This window comes from Desulfobacterales bacterium, assembly GCA_028704555.1.
In the GTDB taxonomy this organism is placed as follows: Bacteria; Desulfobacterota; Desulfobacteria; order Desulfobacterales; family JAQWFD01; genus JAQWFD01.
Window position 1 is genome coordinate 91,583 of the sequence record JAQWFD010000002.1, and the last position, 18,269, is coordinate 109,851.

At 48.6% G+C, this 18,269-nt stretch carries 19 protein-coding genes; 15 read left to right on the forward strand and 4 right to left on the reverse strand.

All coding sequences use genetic code 11. The features are described 5' to 3' along the window. The first annotated feature begins 3 nt into the window (after positions 1-3). Together PHQ97_01455 and PHQ97_01460 are read left to right on the forward strand one after the other, a co-directional pair. Positions 4-441: an OadG family protein gene (locus tag PHQ97_01455; GenBank protein ID MDD4391398.1), complete on the forward strand. Its 438-nt coding sequence runs from the start codon at positions 4-6 to the stop codon at positions 439-441. Between the two features lie 36 nt (positions 442-477). Beyond that, positions 478-1,605: a sodium ion-translocating decarboxylase subunit beta gene (locus PHQ97_01460; GenBank protein MDD4391399.1), complete on the forward strand. Its 1,128-nt coding sequence runs from the start codon at positions 478-480 to the stop codon at positions 1,603-1,605. A 112-nt stretch (positions 1,606-1,717) separates the two neighbouring features. Here PHQ97_01460 and PHQ97_01465 read toward each other — a convergent pair whose 3' ends face one another. Beyond that, the gene (locus tag PHQ97_01465; protein ID MDD4391400.1) at positions 1,718-2,131 is read right to left on the reverse strand and encodes a DUF1178 family protein; all 414 of its coding nucleotides are present in this window, start codon (positions 2,129-2,131) and stop codon (positions 1,718-1,720) included. Positions 2,132-2,674: 543 nt separating this feature from the next. On the opposite strand from PHQ97_01465, the gene PHQ97_01470 reads away from it, so the two are divergent. Together PHQ97_01470 and nadB are read left to right on the forward strand one after the other, a co-directional pair. Continuing rightward, the gene (locus PHQ97_01470) at positions 2,675-3,322 is read left to right on the forward strand and encodes a TIGR04211 family SH3 domain-containing protein (protein ID MDD4391401.1); all 648 of its coding nucleotides are present in this window, start codon (positions 2,675-2,677) and stop codon (positions 3,320-3,322) included. Positions 3,323-3,549: 227 nt separating this feature from the next. Beyond that, complete coding sequence (gene nadB, locus PHQ97_01475) at positions 3,550-5,193, forward strand: L-aspartate oxidase (protein MDD4391402.1); 1,644 nt, start codon at positions 3,550-3,552, stop codon at positions 5,191-5,193. Between the two features lie 14 nt (positions 5,194-5,207). Here nadB and ubiE read toward each other — a convergent pair whose 3' ends face one another. Next, positions 5,208-5,903, reverse strand: coding sequence for a bifunctional demethylmenaquinone methyltransferase/2-methoxy-6-polyprenyl-1,4-benzoquinol methylase UbiE (gene ubiE / locus PHQ97_01480; GenBank protein ID MDD4391403.1), 696 nt, complete (start codon positions 5,901-5,903; stop codon positions 5,208-5,210). Positions 5,904-6,088: 185 nt separating this feature from the next. On the opposite strand from ubiE, the gene dnaJ reads away from it, so the two are divergent. Continuing rightward, positions 6,089-7,204 (forward strand): molecular chaperone DnaJ, encoded by a 1,116-nt coding sequence (gene dnaJ / locus PHQ97_01485; protein MDD4391404.1) that lies wholly within the window; start codon positions 6,089-6,091, stop codon positions 7,202-7,204. A 40-nt stretch (positions 7,205-7,244) separates the two neighbouring features. Next, a complete protein-coding gene (gene queD / locus PHQ97_01490) occupies positions 7,245-7,616 on the forward strand; it encodes a 6-carboxytetrahydropterin synthase QueD (GenBank protein MDD4391405.1) in 372 nt (123 codons plus the stop codon). 49 nt (positions 7,617-7,665) lie between these two features. Here queD and pyrE read toward each other — a convergent pair whose 3' ends face one another. Continuing rightward, positions 7,666-8,247 carry an orotate phosphoribosyltransferase gene (gene pyrE / locus PHQ97_01495; protein ID MDD4391406.1) on the reverse strand — a complete coding sequence of 194 codons (582 nt, stop codon included), beginning with the start codon at positions 8,245-8,247 and terminating at the stop codon, positions 7,666-7,668. 537 nt (positions 8,248-8,784) lie between these two features. On the opposite strand from pyrE, the gene PHQ97_01500 reads away from it, so the two are divergent. The 5 genes from PHQ97_01500 to PHQ97_01520 all read left to right on the forward strand — a co-directional run bounded on the left by PHQ97_01500 (position 8,785) and on the right by PHQ97_01520 (position 14,528). Then, the gene (locus PHQ97_01500) at positions 8,785-9,474 is read left to right on the forward strand and encodes an ATP-binding cassette domain-containing protein (GenBank protein MDD4391407.1); all 690 of its coding nucleotides are present in this window, start codon (positions 8,785-8,787) and stop codon (positions 9,472-9,474) included. A 9-nt stretch (positions 9,475-9,483) separates the two neighbouring features. Beyond that, positions 9,484-10,365, forward strand: a complete 882-nt coding sequence (gene ftsX, locus PHQ97_01505) for a permease-like cell division protein FtsX (GenBank protein ID MDD4391408.1) — start codon at positions 9,484-9,486, stop codon at positions 10,363-10,365. Further along, positions 10,329-11,753, forward strand: coding sequence for a peptidoglycan DD-metalloendopeptidase family protein (locus PHQ97_01510; GenBank protein ID MDD4391409.1), 1,425 nt, complete (start codon positions 10,329-10,331; stop codon positions 11,751-11,753). Before ftsX ends, PHQ97_01510 begins: the two co-directional genes overlap by 37 nt. Positions 11,754-12,063: 310 nt before the next feature. Then, complete coding sequence (locus PHQ97_01515; GenBank protein MDD4391410.1) at positions 12,064-13,446, forward strand: S41 family peptidase; 1,383 nt, start codon at positions 12,064-12,066, stop codon at positions 13,444-13,446. Between the two features lie 95 nt (positions 13,447-13,541). Beyond that, on the forward strand, positions 13,542-14,528 hold the full coding sequence (locus PHQ97_01520) for a divergent polysaccharide deacetylase family protein (GenBank protein MDD4391411.1): 987 nt from the start codon (positions 13,542-13,544) through the stop codon (positions 14,526-14,528). A 611-nt stretch (positions 14,529-15,139) separates the two neighbouring features. Here PHQ97_01520 and PHQ97_01525 read toward each other — a convergent pair. Continuing rightward, a complete protein-coding gene (locus PHQ97_01525) occupies positions 15,140-15,406 on the reverse strand; it encodes a hypothetical protein (GenBank protein MDD4391412.1) in 267 nt (88 codons plus the stop codon). A gap of 105 nt (positions 15,407-15,511) precedes the next feature. Here PHQ97_01525 and PHQ97_01530 point away from each other — a divergent pair, with 105 nt between their 5' ends. From PHQ97_01530 to PHQ97_01545, 4 genes are read left to right on the forward strand one after another with little or no spacing between them, the layout of a single operon-like run. Next, a complete protein-coding gene (locus PHQ97_01530; GenBank protein ID MDD4391413.1) occupies positions 15,512-16,081 on the forward strand; it encodes an FAD-binding oxidoreductase in 570 nt (189 codons plus the stop codon). Further along, the gene (locus PHQ97_01535) at positions 15,999-16,640 is read left to right on the forward strand and encodes an FAD-linked oxidase C-terminal domain-containing protein (GenBank protein MDD4391414.1); all 642 of its coding nucleotides are present in this window, start codon (positions 15,999-16,001) and stop codon (positions 16,638-16,640) included. Before PHQ97_01530 ends, PHQ97_01535 begins: the two co-directional genes overlap by 83 nt. A gap of 20 nt (positions 16,641-16,660) precedes the next feature. After that, positions 16,661-17,983 carry a (Fe-S)-binding protein gene (locus tag PHQ97_01540; protein ID MDD4391415.1) on the forward strand — a complete coding sequence of 441 codons (1,323 nt, stop codon included), beginning with the start codon at positions 16,661-16,663 and terminating at the stop codon, positions 17,981-17,983. Continuing rightward, positions 17,958-18,254 carry a hypothetical protein gene (locus PHQ97_01545; GenBank protein ID MDD4391416.1) on the forward strand — a complete coding sequence of 99 codons (297 nt, stop codon included), beginning with the start codon at positions 17,958-17,960 and terminating at the stop codon, positions 18,252-18,254. The genes PHQ97_01540 and PHQ97_01545 overlap by 26 nt, the downstream gene beginning before the upstream one ends. Positions 18,255-18,269: the final 15 nt, after the last annotated feature.

Sequence of the window (18,269 nt, forward strand, 5' to 3'; positions counted from 1 at the left end):
ATTTTGTTTGGCTTAGAAGCAATATCGGCACACAACGGATGGGTGATATCTTTTTTGGGAATTACCATCGTTTTCACAGGACTCACAGTTCTCTCTCTTTTTATTTCACAACTGCACAAGGCCCTTGATCTCTGGGATAAAAAAGCGAAATTTCTTCAACGGATCAAAACGCATTTTTTATCGTCAGATACGCGGTCCCCGATAGTTACTGAACGATCTCCGGCTGAAATTCATCAGGAAATCATCCGACAGTACAAAATGCTGATTGATACACTTGAAGAACCTTTCCCGCTTCCAAAACTTCTTGAACTGGCAAAAAATCGCGGTCTGGATCATCCCTTTGCCGCCATTAACAGCCTGATTCAGAAAGGTATCATCAAACCGGACGGAGAGGGGTATTTTTTCTGGGAAGAACCGACTCGTTTAAAAACCAAAAAATAACGGTCGTTATACGAATAGAGGAGCTGGAACTGTAAAATGGAAAATCTTGTACTGCAATTTTTATCCAACACCGGTTTTGCGCTGGCGGATTACCGGCACTGCATCATGATCGTTATCGGCATAATCTTTATATATCTCGGCATTGCAAAGCACTATGAACCACTGCTTCTGGTACCTATCGGGTTTGGAATCCTGGTCGGCAACATTCCGGTTTTCAAAGGACTCGGCCTTGGCATTTATGAGAACAACAGCGTGCTGCATTATCTGTATTTCGGCGTTACTTCCGGCATTTACCCCCCGCTGATTTTCCTGGGGATCGGTGCGATGACCGACTTTTCCACGATGCTGGCCAGGCCCCTTCTGATGCTGCTGGGAGCCGCCGCGCAAATGGGAATTTTTTTAACATTTCTCTGCGCGCTGGCCCTGGGCTTCGCTCCGAATGAAGCTGCCTCTATCGGGATTATCGGGGGAGCGGACGGACCAACCGCCATATTTCTGACCGCCAAACTGGCCCCGAAACTCATCGGCCCGATTGCCGTTGCGGCATACTCCTACATGGCACTGGTTCCGGTTATTCAACCGCCGATCATGAGACTGCTGACCACACGCAAAGAACGACTGATAAAAATGGAAGAGCCCCGTACCGTCTCCCAACGCGAAAAAATCATCTTTCCCATCATCGCCTTCCTTCTTTGCTGCTTTCTGGCTCCGGCGGCCCTGCCACTGCTCGGCATGCTGTTTTTCGGCAATCTGCTGAAAGAATGTGTCGTCGCCGAGCGCCTTGCCCAGGCCGCCCGATCAACCATTATCGATACGGTAACCATATTGCTCGGAATAACGGTCGGGGCCAGCACTCAGGCCGATGTTTTCCTGACGGCTCAATCTATAGGCATTTTCTGCTTAGGCGCCGTGTCTTTTGCCATTGCAACAGCGAGCGGAGTCATTTTTGCCAAAATCATGAACCTGTTCCTGCGACATAAAATTAATCCACTGATCGGAGCGGCTGGTGTTTCGGCGGTACCCGACTCCGCCCGGGTCGTTCAGATCGTGGGACAATCCGAAGATCCGACCAATTTTCTGCTGATGCATGCCATGGCCCCGAACATTTCCGGAGTGATCGGGTCTGCCATTGGGGCTGGCATTTTGTGGAGTTTTATGCAGTAACAGATTATCTTCTGTAAAAAAGCCCATCCTGTCAGACGCTGCCAGCTGGGACAGTGCGACAGGATGGGCTTTCGCGTTCGGTTACCAGATCGTATTAAAACGGGGGACTTGACTAAGATTCGGTGTCGGGCAGAGGAATTTTATAAATTTCCACACCTTCTTCCCGAAGCATTTTTTCATCTTCATCAGAGCTGGTACCCCGGATATTTTTTTTCTCCGAAACCCCATAATGCATCTTCAATGCTTCTTTGGCAAAATCACAGCCCACATTCTCAAAATTTTTATCAATATACATGGCAATGCTTCTGGTGATAATTTCGGACTGTTTTTTTTGATCGAGATAATCCTTCGATTCCGGATGAGCAGACTTAATCGCAAACACCGAAGGAATTCTGGCAATATCGGTGCTGCTGCATACCGGGCAGCCTATCAGCCCTTTTTCTTTTTGTTCTTCAAAGGCCTGGCTGTCCTCAAACCATCCCTCAAATCTATGTCCGTTGTTGCATTGCAAATCAAGCGCTATCATATCTGTAATTTTTTTCCTTTTGCCTGCATTTTCCGGGGGACAGAATTCATTACCACGGGACATCCCCCCCTGAAGCCATATCCGCTAATCATTGGACACAATAGATCCGGCCCGTGTAGAAGCTTTCAACTCAAGGCGGTCGCCAGCGGTGGCTTTACATTGACAAACAACTTTTTTAAATTATCATAGGATAATAAAATTTAAAAGAAATTATTGACAACAGTTTTTTTTTAAACTCAAACTAAAAATTAGTTGCCAAAAACTTACGAAACCGCTTTTTTTATTTGACATTAAAAATAATATTGACCTATTCGAAACAGGTAACGATACAGAGATGAAATCGTCTACGTATGGTCACAGCGCGAAGGATTAAACCCCTGAACAGATCTCCGAATCGAGGAATTTTGTCCTCAGGCCCGACAGGCAAATTCCGGGAAATAACCACGTTATGGATGGAACCGGACAAACCGGGCATCTGAACTAACCATCGAAAAGCGATGGAACTTAATATCATAACCTGATTCACTGCAGGAGTGTTCTTCTATGAAATATTTTCTTTTAGCCATGTGCTTTCTGACAGCATTCATTTCTCATGCCCACGCGGACACCATGTATATTTCCGACATCAGGGAGATTACCATGAGAACGGGGCGGGGGCTTGACCACAAGATTATTGCCTTACTGAAATCCGGTCAGCAGGTTGACCTGATTGAATCCGGGAAGGACTGGTCCAAAGTCAGTCTCGGTACGGGAAATGAGGGGTGGGTCCTGAGCCGTTATCTTTCGTCGGAAATCCCCGACAGCCTTACCCTGAAAAACCTTCAGGAAAAACATGCCGGTTTGCAATCCAGGGCTTCGGTACTGGCAAGTGAAAACACTGAACTCAAACAAGCAAACAAAACATTGATCGACGATTTGTCGAAAATCGGAAAAGAGCTGGATCAAACCCGCACCGACTATGAAGCGCTGAAAAAGGAATCCGCTCAATTTCTTGAGCTCAAATCAGAACATGAACAGACAACCATACAGCTTTCCGAACAATCTCAGAAAGTGGAAACATATGAATCCGAACTGATCAAGTTAAAACTCAGCCGCAATATCAAATGGTTTTTAACCGGGGCCGGTGTTTTACTGGCAGGCTTTATCATCGGCGTCAGCTCTAAACGTCGACGTTCAAGCTCATTACTATAATCCGAGGGCTTGATGAACAGGCTGTGTCGAATTTGAACAGCCGCCACACCGTACCTGACAGACAACTGATAATTTTCCGGATTTATGTGCCGGGTCGGAACTTTAAACCTCAACATACCAGGGGCATACCTTCGGTTAAAATGCAGGCCTGACTTGAATCTGAAAAAATTATCGGAATCCCGGTCAGGCGCTGATCAATCTAATTGATTACATGAAAGAGATCTTTTATGGAGATACAAAGTGATTTTCTAGTTATCGGCAGTGGCGTTGCAGGACTTTCCTTTGCTTTAAAAGCGGCCGATTTCGGTACAGTTGTCCTGATCACAAAAAAAGAGCTCATGGACAGTAACAGCACACAGGCTCAGGGAGGAATTGCCTCTGTCTTCAGCAGCCTGGATTCATTTGACAATCACATCCATGATACGCACGAATCCGGAGCAGGACTCTGCAAAAATGAAGTCGTTGAAATGGTTGTCAAACAGGGACCGGAAAGAATCCGGGAACTGATTGCCATGGGGGTCAACTTCAACCTGAGCGAAACCCAGGAAAATGACTCCGGATCACCGTCTCTGGACCTTGGACGGGAAGGAGGCCATTCTCATAAACGCATTGTTCATGCTCAGGACATGACCGGTCTTGCGGTTGCAAGCGTTTTAGCTGATCAGGTTCAGCGGAATAAAAACATAACCGTCTATAACAATCATATCGCCATCGACCTGATTACCTACTCCACCCGCCTGAACCGCGGAATGGTGACTACGACACTCAAGGGATTTTGTGGCGGCGCCTACGTTCTTGACCGAACAACGGATAAAGTTCATACCTTCACATCAAAAATCACATTGCTTGCCACGGGAGGAGCCGGCAAAGTGTATTTATACACCAGCAACCCGGATATAGCCACCGGCGATGGTATCGCAATGGGCTACAGAGCCGGAGCTTCGGTCGCCAACCTTGAATTTGTCCAGTTTCACCCGACCTGTCTGTTTCACCCGGACGCAAAGAACTTTCTGATTTCTGAAGCGGTCCGGGGAGAAGGCGCAATCCTGATCGATTCAGCTGGACACGCGTTCATGGAAAAATATGAGCCCGTCATGAAGGATCTGGCGTGCCGGGACAAAGTTGCCCGCGCCATTGATACGGAAATGAAAAAAAGCGGGGATGATTCGGTTTTCCTGGATATTTCCCATCAGAATTCTGAATTTATCAAACGTCGTTTTCCAAACCTTTACAAAAAATGTCTCTCCTTTGGCATAGACATGACAAAAGATCCGATTCCCGTCGTGCCTGCCGCTCACTATATGTGTGGAGGAATCACAACGGATATTCACGGCCGCACGGACATCCGGAGACTTTACGCAATCGGAGAAACTGCATGCACCGGTCTTCACGGGGCCAACCGACTGGCCAGCAACTCCCTGATCGAAGCTCTGGTTTATGCGGACACGGCTTTCAAACAATCGGTCAAAGACATATCTACCATGGATTTTGAAACACCTATAAAGGCGCCGCCCTGGGACGAAACCGGAACCACCCAGAGCGATGAAGCCATCATGGTATCTCATAACTGGGATGAAATCCGCAGATTCATGTGGAATTACGTTGGCATCGTTCGATCCAACAAACGTCTGGACAGAGCAAAGCGGCGTATAGAAAACATTCAAAAAGAAATCGAGGAATACTACTGGGACATTAAAATTTCAGCAGATCTGATCGAGTTGAGAAATATTGCCATTGTCTCCGAATTGATCATAAAATGCGCCATGCACAGAAAAGAAAGCCGCGGACTTCATTACACCATCGAATATCCGGAACGGGACGATAAATGGTGGAAAAAAGACACGATAATTCGAAGGGCATTTTTAGGATAACGGACACATTCGCCTCAGGCCTTGTAGCCGATATACAGATTGACAATACCCATCGTCATGGGTTGCCAGCGAATGTGCATAAAGCCGGCCTGACGCATCAGGCCGGCAAAGACAGCAGGTTTGGGAAAATTCACAACCGATTCGGGCAGATACCGGTAGGCCTTGATCTGTCTGGAAAAAAAACCACCGATAGCCGGAAGAATTTTTTGAAAATACGTCAGATAAGCGGACAGCAACAGGCGGTTTTCAGGGGTCGCCAGCTCAAGCACCCCCAGACATCCGCCCGGCTTCAAACACGAATAAAATTCTTGGAGAGCTGTAAGTTTATCCCCGATATTCCGGATGCCGAACGCTATGGTGACGGCATCGAACGTACGGCTTCCAAACGGAAGATGCAGCGCATTGGCTGCCGCCAGACCGGCCGAAACGGAAGGATAAATTTTTTTCCCGGCCAGCTCGAGCATGTTCGATGCAAAATCCACACCGACAACCCATGCATTTTGCCTCTGCCTTGCAATCTCCATCATCACATCCCCTGTGCCGCAGGCAACGTCCAGCACACATGCCCCATCGGGAAGCGCCAGAGAAGATACCAGTTTTTTCCTCCAGTACACATCCTGCCTCAAGCTCAGCAACCGATTTAGAAAGTCGTAGGTCGGCGCTATGGTATCAAACATATCTTTTATAAAAGGCAATTCCACATTCTTCATTGACAACCCTGATTTTTGTATTAAATTGCAATATTGAGTTGGTTTTGACTATTGCCCGGAACCGGCTGCATCAAAACGGACCGGACCGGCATTCAACTGTTTAAGATGTTTAGAAAAGATTTTTATTTTATTATCACATCAAACCTGTCATAGCAATATGCATGAACAATGAAGCAGGGAGTTAAATGGCTACCAAACGCGACTATTACGAAATTCTCGGTGTGAGCCAAAATGCCTCAGACCCTGAATTAAAGGCGGCTTACCGCAAGCTTGCACTGAAACATCATCCGGACCGGAATCCGGGCAACAAGGAGGCGGAAGAAAATTTCAAGGAAGCCGCCGAGGCTTATGATGCACTCAGAGACCCGCAGAAGCGAAGACTCTATGATCAATATGGCCATCAGGGACTCGAGGGTTCCGGCTTTTCCGGATTCGGAGGTTTTGAGGATATATTTTCAAGCTTTGGGGACATTTTTGAAGATGTTTTTGGATTCAGTTCGGGAAAACGACCGAGAAGCCGGGCGCAACAAGGAGCTGATTTGCGCTACGATCTGGCACTCAGCTTTATGGATGCCGCCTTTGGCACCGAAACCGATCTGGATATTGAAAAAATGGAAGCATGCCCGGACTGCCACGGCAGCGGCTGTGAGCCGGGCACAAAGCCTGAAACATGTTCATATTGCAAAGGGACGGGCCAGGTGTCCCGCTCGCAGGGATTTTTTACCGTCCGGACCACATGTCCGCAGTGCCACGGAAATGGCCAGGCCATCTCCCATCCCTGCAAAACCTGCAAAGGACGCGGCCAGGTAAAACGCACCAAAAAAGTCAGCGTAAAAATTCCGGCAGGGGTTGATTCCGGATCACGGCTTCGCCTGTCCGGAGAGGGTGAAGCGGGGGTGTATGGCGGAGCCCATGGGGATCTGTATGTATTCATCCATGTTGAGCCGCATGATTTTTTTCACCGTCGCGATACCGATGTCATCTGCCAGATACCGATTTCCTTTGTTCAGGCAGCTCTGGGAGACAGCATCGCCGTACCCACCCTTAAAGGTGAAAAGCAGCTCGAAATTCCGAAAGGGACACAACCCGGAGACCTTTTTCATTTTACCGGCGAAGGCATTCCTTCCCTTAGAAATGAAAAATGTGGCGATCAGATTATTCAGATCATGATTAAAACGCCGACCAACCTGAATAAAAAGCAGGAAGCTCTGCTGAAAGAATTTGCGAAGCTTGAATCGAAAAAACTGTCCACCAAGTTAAAAAATATTCTCCACACCCAGCCGGCAAAAGCGGCCAAATAGCGACTGATCGCTTTGACTACGAAAGGAAAAACCGCTTTACATGTTTGAATTAAAAGTCGTTACCCATTTTGCCGCGGCCCATCAGCTGAAAATGGTATCAAAAAAATGCGAAAATCTTCATGGGCATAACTGGAAAGTCGAGGTATATATAACCGGTAAAACGCTGAATTCGGCCGGTGTACTGATCGATTTTGGACAACTCAAAAAGCATGTCTCATCGATCATGGAACAGCTCGATCATAAATTTCTCAATGAGCTGAATTACTTTCAGGAAAAAAATCCGTCTTCGGAAATCATCTCGCAATATATCGCCCAAACGCTTCAGAAGGCCATCGATGATCCATCCATTCGTGTCAGCCGTGTAGCCACCTGGGAATCCGAGGATGCCTGTGCCACATATATCGTTGACTGATAAACCGGTTAAGTTATAATTTCGACACGGTAGCTTAACCGGTTTGCTTCTATTTGCAGTGCCGGATCAAATCATCTTTAGTGATTATCGCAGTGACATCATCCACATGGTGACGGATATTTTCGATGCCACCTTCCTGACGGTCCACCAGTATCACCGCCTTGACAACGTCTATGCCTTCTGATCGTGCCCGCTCGATCGCCTTGATGGTGGATCCCCCGGTCGTTGCAACATCGTCGATAATAACCGCCCGCTGGCCCGGCAGCATGTCGCCTTCAATCCATTTGGAAATTCCGTGATCCTTCCGATCTTTTCGTATGGAAAACGCGTTGACCGGCTTGCCGTTCAACTCCGATGCAAAGGCCGTCGCAATGGCAATCGGATCGGCACCAAACGTAAGGCCGCCCACACCGTCAACGTGCAAATGTGCAATGGAATCAAAGACCAGATGCCCCACCAGATACATTCCTCTTGGACTTAATGTGGTCGGTTTACAGTTTACGTAAAAACAACTCGTCTTCCCGGAAACCAGTTTAAATATGGAATCCGGGCTGTATTTAAACGATTTTTTGCAGAGGATACTAATCAATTCTTCTTTCATGCGCTGTTTCATATTACCTTCTGTTGTCATTTCCATCACCAGAATCTGCCATACGGCTGGCTTCAAAGGTTAACACATCAAACACAAGGAGGAGATGACGGTGTACCCGGAACGAAAGGCAGTTGATAACCAGTGAACATGCATCTTCCCCGAACCGGAGTTAACAATCTGTTGATTTTAGCCGTCTAATCATATAAAAAAGCCTCCACATGGATGGAAGAAGCATTTTGGGAACCCGTGGAGGCTTAAGCAGGAAAAACTGTTGCCAGCCCTCCCTGAACTCAACCGATGTATAACAGCTATACGTAACAGGGTCAAACCAAAATAAACCCCGTCGTTGCATAAACAAAATGGTGAAAAATAAATCGCCAACACGGTAAACGACTTGCGGCCAATCGCTGAAACATTGCCCATAATGCCATGAATTTTCAGCTTCCTTGACTTTTGCACCCTATCGGGATAAGTTTTTATTACTTGGGGCACAAACAGCTTATGCCCGCCAGTAAATTCGCCAGGCACCCGGAGCGACGCCAAATTCTGCATCATCAGACAATGGAAACTATGACCATGACAACCGGCAGCGACCTCAGTTCCATTATCCGTATGTTTCATGTCCACAAACGGTATGGATCAAAACACGTCTTGATGGATATCTCCCTGGACATAGCGAAAAATGAACTTTTTTTTATCAGCGGCCCCAGTGGCGCCGGAAAATCCACCCTTCTAAAACTGCTCTATCTCGGGGAGCCGACCTCCGAAGGCCAGATTTTGGTTGACGGAATAAACCTGTCCAGAATTTCCCGGAAACGGATCCCCTTTCTCAGACGCAAATTCGGAATTATTTTTCAAAATTATCAGCTGATACCGACGAAAACCGTATTTGAAAACATCGCATTGGTTCTTGAAGCCTCCGGCGAGACCAACAACCGTTTAATACGTAAAAAAGTAACCACTCTCCTGAGGATTATCGGCATGGAAGACAGGCATTATGCCTACCCCCCATACCTCTCGGGCGGAGAGCAGCAAAAAGTAGCCGTTGCCAGAGCCGTTGCCGGAAATCCCCAGATCATCCTTGCCGATGAGCCTACCGGGAGTCTGGATTGTGAATCAGCCGATATGATAATGGATCTGTTACACCGGTTTCATATGCGCGGGGCCACTGTAATTATTTCAACTCACGACAAGGGGCTGATCCGTAAAACCGGCGGGCGGGAAATTCAACTCAACAACGGATGTATTCAGCACATGAATTTCTGAAAGCGGCACATGATGATTCTGTTTATAAAACGGGCCTTCCGTGACATGATTCAAAATCCCTTTCTTAACGCCATCACCGTTACCACGATTGCATTTTCCATTCTGATCATCAGCGCGTTCACCCTGTTTTCCGTCAATGCACAGGGGTTCATGAATTCATGGAAACAGGGATTTCACATGATGGTTTATTTAAAACCGGCCGTAACCGAGGCGAATATCAGCGCTGCGCAGAGTTCAATTGAAGCCATTGGAGGGGTGAATTCCGTGCGGTTCATATCTAAAGAAGCAGCGCTTGTACAGATGAAAGAGCAGATGATTCATCAGGCGTCTTTTTTTGACGGTTTAACTGAAAACCCTTTGCCCGATGCTTTCGAAATTCACATCAGCGACGCATTACAATCGGATCATCCGGTGGAAACCATCGCAACATTAATCGAATCCTTTGATCCGGTGGAAAAAGTTGAATACGGGAGGGAGTGGATCGAACGAGTATTTCATGTATTTCATCTGGTGCGTCTGGCCGGTTATGCCATGGGGGGTCTTTTTTTTATGGCCGCCGCATTTATCGTAGCCAACACCATGCGCCTGGGGCTTTATTCCAAAGCCGGGGAAATAGAAATCATGCGATTGGTCGGGGCCACAGACCGGTTCATCAAAACCCCTTTTTATATTCAGGCCGTTATCCATGGCGCGGGGGGAGCCGTTTTAGGGGTTTGCGCCTTGTACGCCGTATATGGATACTTGACGGGCCAGATCGACAGCAACTTGTCCGCAGGTCTTTTCCATATCCGCTTTCTACCATTGAACCATATCATTGCCATATTTACGGGCAGCATGGGTGCAGGATGGCTGGGGTGTTATTTTTCACTGAAACAGTTTTTAAACGCATAGTCTTCATCGCAACGGTCATGGCACTGAGCCTGATGCCCATGCGCACCTTCGGGGAAGAGAAAAAATTGACGGCCGTTATTTCAGCAGACCGACTGACGCTTCGGACAGGGCCCGGAACCACAGCAACACCTCTCAGTGTCCTGGAAAAAGGCACCTCCCTGACGGTCCTGTCTTCACCCGACGATGAATGGATCAAAGTCACCGATGGAGATACGATTGGCTATATCATTAACCGGAAACGGTATGTAAATATTTCAGAGGTGGAAAAATTCCCCCGGGATCCTGCCGCGCTCAGGCAGAAGGCTGACAGTCTCCATCAGCAGATCAGCGCCTCAAAAGAAAAAATTCGTTCGTATACCCAAACGGAATCCGATATGATTCAAAATCTGAACAAAATTGAGCTTACGCTTGCTGATACCCGAAATCAGCTCCGAGACATCGACAAAAAAATCCAAAACATCGGACAACGGATCAACGAAACCGAAACCATCTGCCAGGCACTGAAACAGCAAATCACGGACAACGAGCGCTATGCATCCAACCGATTGAAAGCCCTGTACGCCATCACCCGCCTGGGCAGCATGAATGCACTGGCTGCGACCGGCAACCTTACGACGCTTTTTCAGCAGAAAACATACATGAAACGTATTCTCACCCATGACGACCGGATCAGGACCAAACTGATTGCTGATAAGAAAAATTTTGCAAATTTTTTACTTGAACTTGAATCAGGAAAAAAAAACGAGCTGATAATGCAGAAAGAATATAACTGCCGGCTGGAGACACTGAGCCGGGAAAAAGCTCGGCGGGAAGATATTTTATCTGAAATCAAAACCCGGAGGTCTCTGGAACTGGCGGCGGTCGAATCGCGAAAGCAGGCAGCATTGAAACTTGAGCAGATAATTGAGTCCTTCAACACGTCGGTTCAACAGAACACCCCTTCAATTGATCGGTTTTCCTCTTTTAGGGGGTTGCTTAAAACACCCGTAAGGGGTAAAAACAAAAATTTGTTCGGACCGTATAAACATTCGTCATTAAACAGCAACCTTTTCCGATCCGGAATTGATATACAGGCTGAAAGAGGCGAACCGGTTACCGCTGTAAGCGCCGGTCGAATTATTTATTCCAGCTGGCTTAAAAATTATGGTAATATGATCGTAATTGATCATGGGGATCATTATTATACCGTTTATGCGCATACTGAAGAAATGTTTAAAGCCACTGGCGACCGGGTGGACGCCGGGGAAGTGATCGCAACAGTTGGTGATTCCGGTTCTATCGACGGAGCGAAGTTATATTTTGAAATTCGCCATCACGGGAAAGCCTTGGATCCTCTGAAATGGATCCGCCATGAAGATTTTCCGGAGATAACCAGCGCCCATCATTGATCAGGGCCATGAAAAAGCATTGAACATCCTGTTCACAATTTTAAGTTGTGAAACGGCCGGCCGGCAGGACACGAAACCTCACAATCCGGCATATTCCGAGCTTTTTCAACTCAGCGCCGCAGGATGCACCGGCGCTTATAATGTGAAATTATTTTTGCAAACGCCCTTAACCATCAATGACAATCGGAGCAATCCGGAAACGACTCTGCACCTCACCGCCATAAGGTTTATTCATATCCGGACAAACCGCAAAATAAACAAAGGACCATATCCGCCATTTTTTTCAACACATAGGGGGGGCTAACCGACAATGACATATAAAAAACAGCGCCATACCAGGCTGTGGCTGGTCATGACCATCGCCGTTATTTTCTGGACGGTGGGAACCGGTTTTTTTCATGATTCGTCCGCAAATAATGAAGAAACGTATAAAGGATTAAAACTGTTTTCGGATGTCATCGACATCATCGAAAAAAACTACGTCGATGATGTGGAAAGCAGGGACCTGATTCAAAAAGCGATTCAGGGCATGGTAACCAGCCTGGATCCGCATTCATCATTTCTGCCGCCAGAAGCGTTCGATGAACTCCGGTTTGATACTCACGGCGAGTTCGGCGGGATTGGGATTGTCATCACCCTGCAAAAAGGAGTGCTGACGGTTATTTCACCCATTGAAGGCACACCGGCATACCGTGAGGGAATAAAAGCCGGCGACATTATCATAAAGGTAGACGATACCCCCACCAAGGACATGATGCTGTGGGAAGCCGTGAAGAAAATGCGAGGGCCGAAAGGCACAAGTGTCGTAATTACCATTGTCCGAGAAGGCGAGCAGAAGCCCTTGGAATTTAAGCTCGTTCGTGATCTGATACCCATCGAGAGCGTCAGAGCCAAAATGATAGAGCCCGGATACGGATACATCTGGATTACTAATTTCAGGGACAACACCACTGAGGATCTTGAAAACGCCCTCATGCAGATGGAATCCGAAGCGCCCCCCTTAAAAGGTCTTATTCTGGATCTTCGCGACAATCCGGGCGGACTGCTGGATCAATCCATCAAGGTGTCGGATTTATTCCTTGAAGATGGCATTGTGGTCTCCATCAAAGGCCGGGATAATCGTAATACAAAAATTTTCAGGGCCCATCCGGACACCGACAGAAGAACCTATCCGATTGTCATACTGATTAACGGCGGCAGTGCCAGCGCATCCGAAATCGTTGCCGGCGCGCTGCAGGACAATCACCGTGCCCTGATTCTGGGAACCACCTCATTTGGTAAAGGATCGGTACAAACCGTTGAAACCCTTCGGGACGGCTACGGGCTGAAATTAACCGTTGCCAGATACTATACCCCCAGCGGGCGGTCCATCCAGGCACAGGGAATCACGCCGGACATTACAGTAAAAAATCGCGTCCTGGACAAAGACGAGGCTGATTCATCAGACACCGAAGCACACATGCTGAAGGAAAAGGATTTAAAAAATCATCTTGAAGTCATCAAGCCCGAAAAAAAGAGCGAAAAGCCCCCGGAAACCACTCCGGAAGACGACGCAGACCCAAAAACGCCCGGCCCCGGACATCAATTCCGAAACGGACCGATCGATGTTGAGAACCTTCAGACGGACAATCAGGTCATAAGAGCGCTTGAAATATTGAAAAGTTATGACATATTGAAACATATGAACAACTGATTCATCATACGCTTCAATCCCGGTTGCCTGCCGGAAGTGATCCGGCAATTTTTCCGGCGGGCAACCGAATCAGTCACGTGTTGCATGGATTACCCATGGCAAAAAAAATCCAAAAGAAAAAATCCAAAAAACGCGATTCCCCGTCAGTCTCGAGATCATTCACCGATCAGATAAAACAGATTATGATGGCGATAGGGATTCTAATCCTTGTTGTGGCTGTATCTGCCATCGCGATCCGTCATTTTATCCGGCAGGCGCCCTCTCCCAAGCGCCCTGCACCGCAGACTTCTCCGGCTGCACCGATCCATCAGGCGCATAAAACGCCCCAGCCTCCGGCATATAAAATCTATCCACAGGATAACGCACGTCCGAATAATCTCATACCCGAATCCAAGCCGTCACGCGTTTCAATGAAACCTCAAGTTGCCATTATTATAGACGATATCGGTTATGACAAAGCCATCGCGGAAAAGTTTCTAAAACTTGATATCCCGTTAACGATCTCCATATTGCCATTCAGCCCGTTTCAAAAGGGTATTGTTCGTTCCGCCCATGCGAAAGGCACGGAAATAATGCTTCACCTGCCCATGGAACCGACCGAATATCCGCGGATTGATCCGGGCCCGGGAGCACTTCTGACTTCTATGAATCCGGATGAACTCATCGACCAGCTCCTCAAGGATATTCATGCCGTAAACGGAATCAAAGGTGTTAATAATCATATGGGATCTAAAATGACTTCTGTATCGACTCAAATGTACCAGATTTTTACGATACTGAAAAAGCAGAACCTGTATTTTATTGACAGCCGTACCACGTCGCTTTCACTTTGCAATCCATCGGCACGACTGCTCCAGATTCCGTTTGCCCAGAGAGACGTATTTCTGGATCACAAACAGGATGCGACTTTCATCCGCAATCAAATCAATCAACTGATTCATATCGCGCAGAAAAACGGTACGGCCGTCGCTATTGCTCATCCCCATTCCATAACCTACACCGTTCTCCGGGAAAGTCTGCCTGAACTGAAAAAGCATCTTACGATCGTTTCGGCATCAACGCTCACTCGTATTATCGAATAGACGGGCAATCATTTCATCCGGAACAGGAACCGCCTTCAAGTCTTTAATTTCGTCAACCCAAACGCCTGCGCTTGACATACGACCTGAGCTTTATCATCTTCACCTCCCGGAGAGATCAACCCCCGTTGCCCTGTATATTAAATCATGAGCGCCTTTTTTTACAATCGCAGGGGTAGTCCTGTTTTTGCAATTGGTGTCTTATCCCTCAAACGCTGTCAAAAAAAACAAAATTTTTCCCGTTATAGTTACCGCCCGCTTCGCTCGAGACGCGAAGAACGCAGAGCCTCGAAACAGCGGTTTTGGTCTCTGCGAGCTCTGTGCCTCAAGAAAGCGAAGCGAACGGACGGTAGAAAATTAAAGCGTTTTTTGTAACGGCAATTCCATGGAAATCGGGTTGCGGGCACGGACCGCATTAGTTTAACGACTTGAACTCCTAACCGGGTCTGGTTTTGATTACTTCATGAAATGGCCATGAATATGCGTCTGCTGGTTATCCGGGACGACAGGCGGCGGCTATAGCCCGTACCCCCTTTGAGAAAGATTGTCATTCCAACGCCACCACCCGTACGAGCAGCTGTCTGGGACCATGAACGCCAAAGGCAAGCGTCAGTTCAATCCCGCCCGGTCCAGGGGGCATACAGGAGGCTCTTTACCCCCTTTTTAACCAGAATCTGTTTGAACTGATCCATCCAGGTATCGGCCCGCACCCAATACACTTCCGAACGAACCGCCTCCAGCAGGTGCGTAAGCTGTTTGATCTTTTCGTCCTGTCCCAGGACTTTCACCGGAACAGGGGCCGCTTCGGAAATCTCACTGGCGCCGTCTCCGAGCGCTGAAACCAGATTTGAGAAAATTCGATCCCGGTCTGTCTTATTCATCTGCTATTCCTTCCTTTTGAGCCAGTTCATGCCGGCTCTTTTTTGCAAACCGCGGGACCGGCCTTTTCCCCGTTTTTCCGGGGAGAGGTAACCATGTTCACATAGGTGGTGATCAGCTGGCCGGTAGCCGATCCGGTCAGAAGCCGGAGCAGGGGAGGCACGTCCGATCAGATCATGAACAACGTACTGATCAAAGAATTTTCACCCCTCGCCGGTTCAGAAAATATCCTTCTTGAATATACCGACAGAGTGACTTACTCTTACGATGCTGCCGTACTGGAATCCGTTGTACCCTCTCTGGAGGTACGACCCGTCACCTGCGGGACGCTGGGAAACGTCATCCGGCTGTGCAATGAGAACCGGCTGCCCGTTACGATCCGCGGGGCCGGCACGAACCTGAGCGGCGGCACCATTCCGGCACAAAACGCTGTGGTGGTACTGACCCATGCGCTCAATCGAATCCTTGATATCAATGCCGATGACATGTATGCCGTAGTCGAACCCGGGGTGATCACGGCAAAACTGGCTGCAGCCGCCGAAAAAAAAGGGCTCTTTTATCCCCCCGGACCCCGGCAGTCAGGCCGTATCAACTATCGGGGGCAATGTAGCGGAAAACGCGGGCGGACTCAGGGGGCTCAAATACGGAGTGACCCGGGATTGTGCGATGCGACTTGAATTTTTCGACACAGGCGGAGAGATCGTAAAAACCGGTTCCAGAACCGTAAAGTGTGCAACCGGATACAATCTGGCCGGACTGGTGACAGGCTCTGAAGGCACATCGGGCGTGTTCAGCGGCATCATTCTCAAGCTTATCCCGCCGCCGCAGAGCAGAAAGTCCATGGTCGCCATCTCTGACAGCATGGCGGATGCATCGGAAACCGTTGCCGGTATTGTCGCCATCCGTATCATTCCGGCAACCCTCGAATTCATGGGCAATTTCACCATCCGGGCCGTCGAGGATTACACCCATGCGGGAGACGGGAACCTTCACCCCACCATACTGACCGATCGCCGGGACAGAACCGAATGGAAACGGGTGAAAGCCGCTATTGAGGATATTTTTCACAACGCCCTGAAGCTGGGCGGCCCCTTATCGGGTGAACACGGCATCGGAATTGCCAAATCCGGATTTATGGAAAAAGAAACCACGGCCGCCACGATAACCTGTTCACGAAAAATCCGAAAGGCACTGGATCCTGAAGGCATTCTCAATCCCGGAAAAATTATTGGATAACCATTGGAAGGATAACCCATATGAATCGTATGATAGAGCTCACCAGACTGATGAAAGAACTGGAAGACAGCCTTTCCGTGTGCATGCGCTGCGGGATGTGCCAGGGCGTCTGCCCCCTGTTTGCGGAAACCGGCCTTGAATCGGATGTGGCCCGCGGAAAGCTCGCGCTGCTGGACGGACTGATGAAAAAAATGTTCGAGAACCCCAAGGGCGTGAACGACCGCCTGAACAAATGTCTGCTTTGCGGAAGCTGTAGCGCCAACTGTCCCAGCGGTGTCAACGTGATAGAGATTTTTCTGAAGGCCCGCGCCATTCTGACCGGCTTCATGGGACTTTCCGCTGCCAAGAAAATGATCCTGAGAGGCATGCTGGCCCACCCCGAACGGTTTGATCACCTGATGGAATGGGGCGCAAAATTTCAACACATATTTACCAGACCGGTCGATGATCTGACAGGGACATCGTGCAGCCGGTTTGTATCGCCGTTGGGAGACCGGCACTTCAAAGCACTTTCAGATACCCCGTTTCACCGGAGCATACCGGCGCTGGATACGGCCCCCGGTTCATCGGGTATTAAAATCGCCTTTTTTGTCGGCTGTCTGATTGACAAGATTTTTCCCCATATCGGCCAAGCCGCCCTGGAAGTATTCAACCATCACGGGGTCGGGGTCTATATCGCCAGAGACGAGGGATGCTGCGGGATTCCCGCCCTGTCTTCCGGAGATACCGCCACGTTCAACAAACTGGTGCGTCACAATCTTGAGCGGTTCGACCCCGAGAAATTCGATTATCTGGTTACCGCATGCGCCACCTGCACATCGACGATCAAAAACCTGTGGCCCAAAATGGCGAATCAGGACAGTGACGATATTCGTAAAAAAATTGCGCTGATTGCAGAAAAAACTTTGGATATCAACCAGTTTATGGTAACCCAGTTAAAACTTGAGCGTGCTGCCGATGATTCATCCCGGAATCCTCAGATCCTCACGTACCACGATCCGTGTCATTTAAAAAAATCTCTGGGGGTATCGTCCGAGCCCAGGCAGCTGATTCAGGCCAATCCCGATTACTGTCTGAAAGAGATGTCCGAATCGGACCGTTGCTGCGGCATGGGAGGAAGCTTTAACCTGCTCTATTACGGCCTGTCATCATCGATCGGAAAACGAAAACGGGATAGCATCTCGGCAACCGGTGCGTCGGTTGTGGCAACCGGATGCCCGGCCTGCATGCTCCAGATCTCAGATATGCTGTCTCAGGCAGGGGACCGGATCGCCGTCAAGCACCCCATAGAAATCTATGCGGAGATGTTGAAACATCATGACACTGTCTCTGAATCCAATTAAACCCAAACTGGTTGCCGACCAGGTATTTGATCAGCTCCGGGAGCTGATTTTCCGCGGTCAGCTCAAGGCCGGGGAAAAACTCATGCCCGGCGATGTCAGCCTCAAAGATCTGCTTGAGGTTCGTCTGGGGCTTGAATGCAATGCCGCTGCCTGGGCGGCACGCAGAGCCGTGGACACGGATCTGGAATGTCTTGAAAAAAGCCTGGCTCATCACATCGACATTTTCAACGCCATCAAACGGCATGACCCCCGGGGGCCCTTGACGCCATGACGACGCACATCCAAT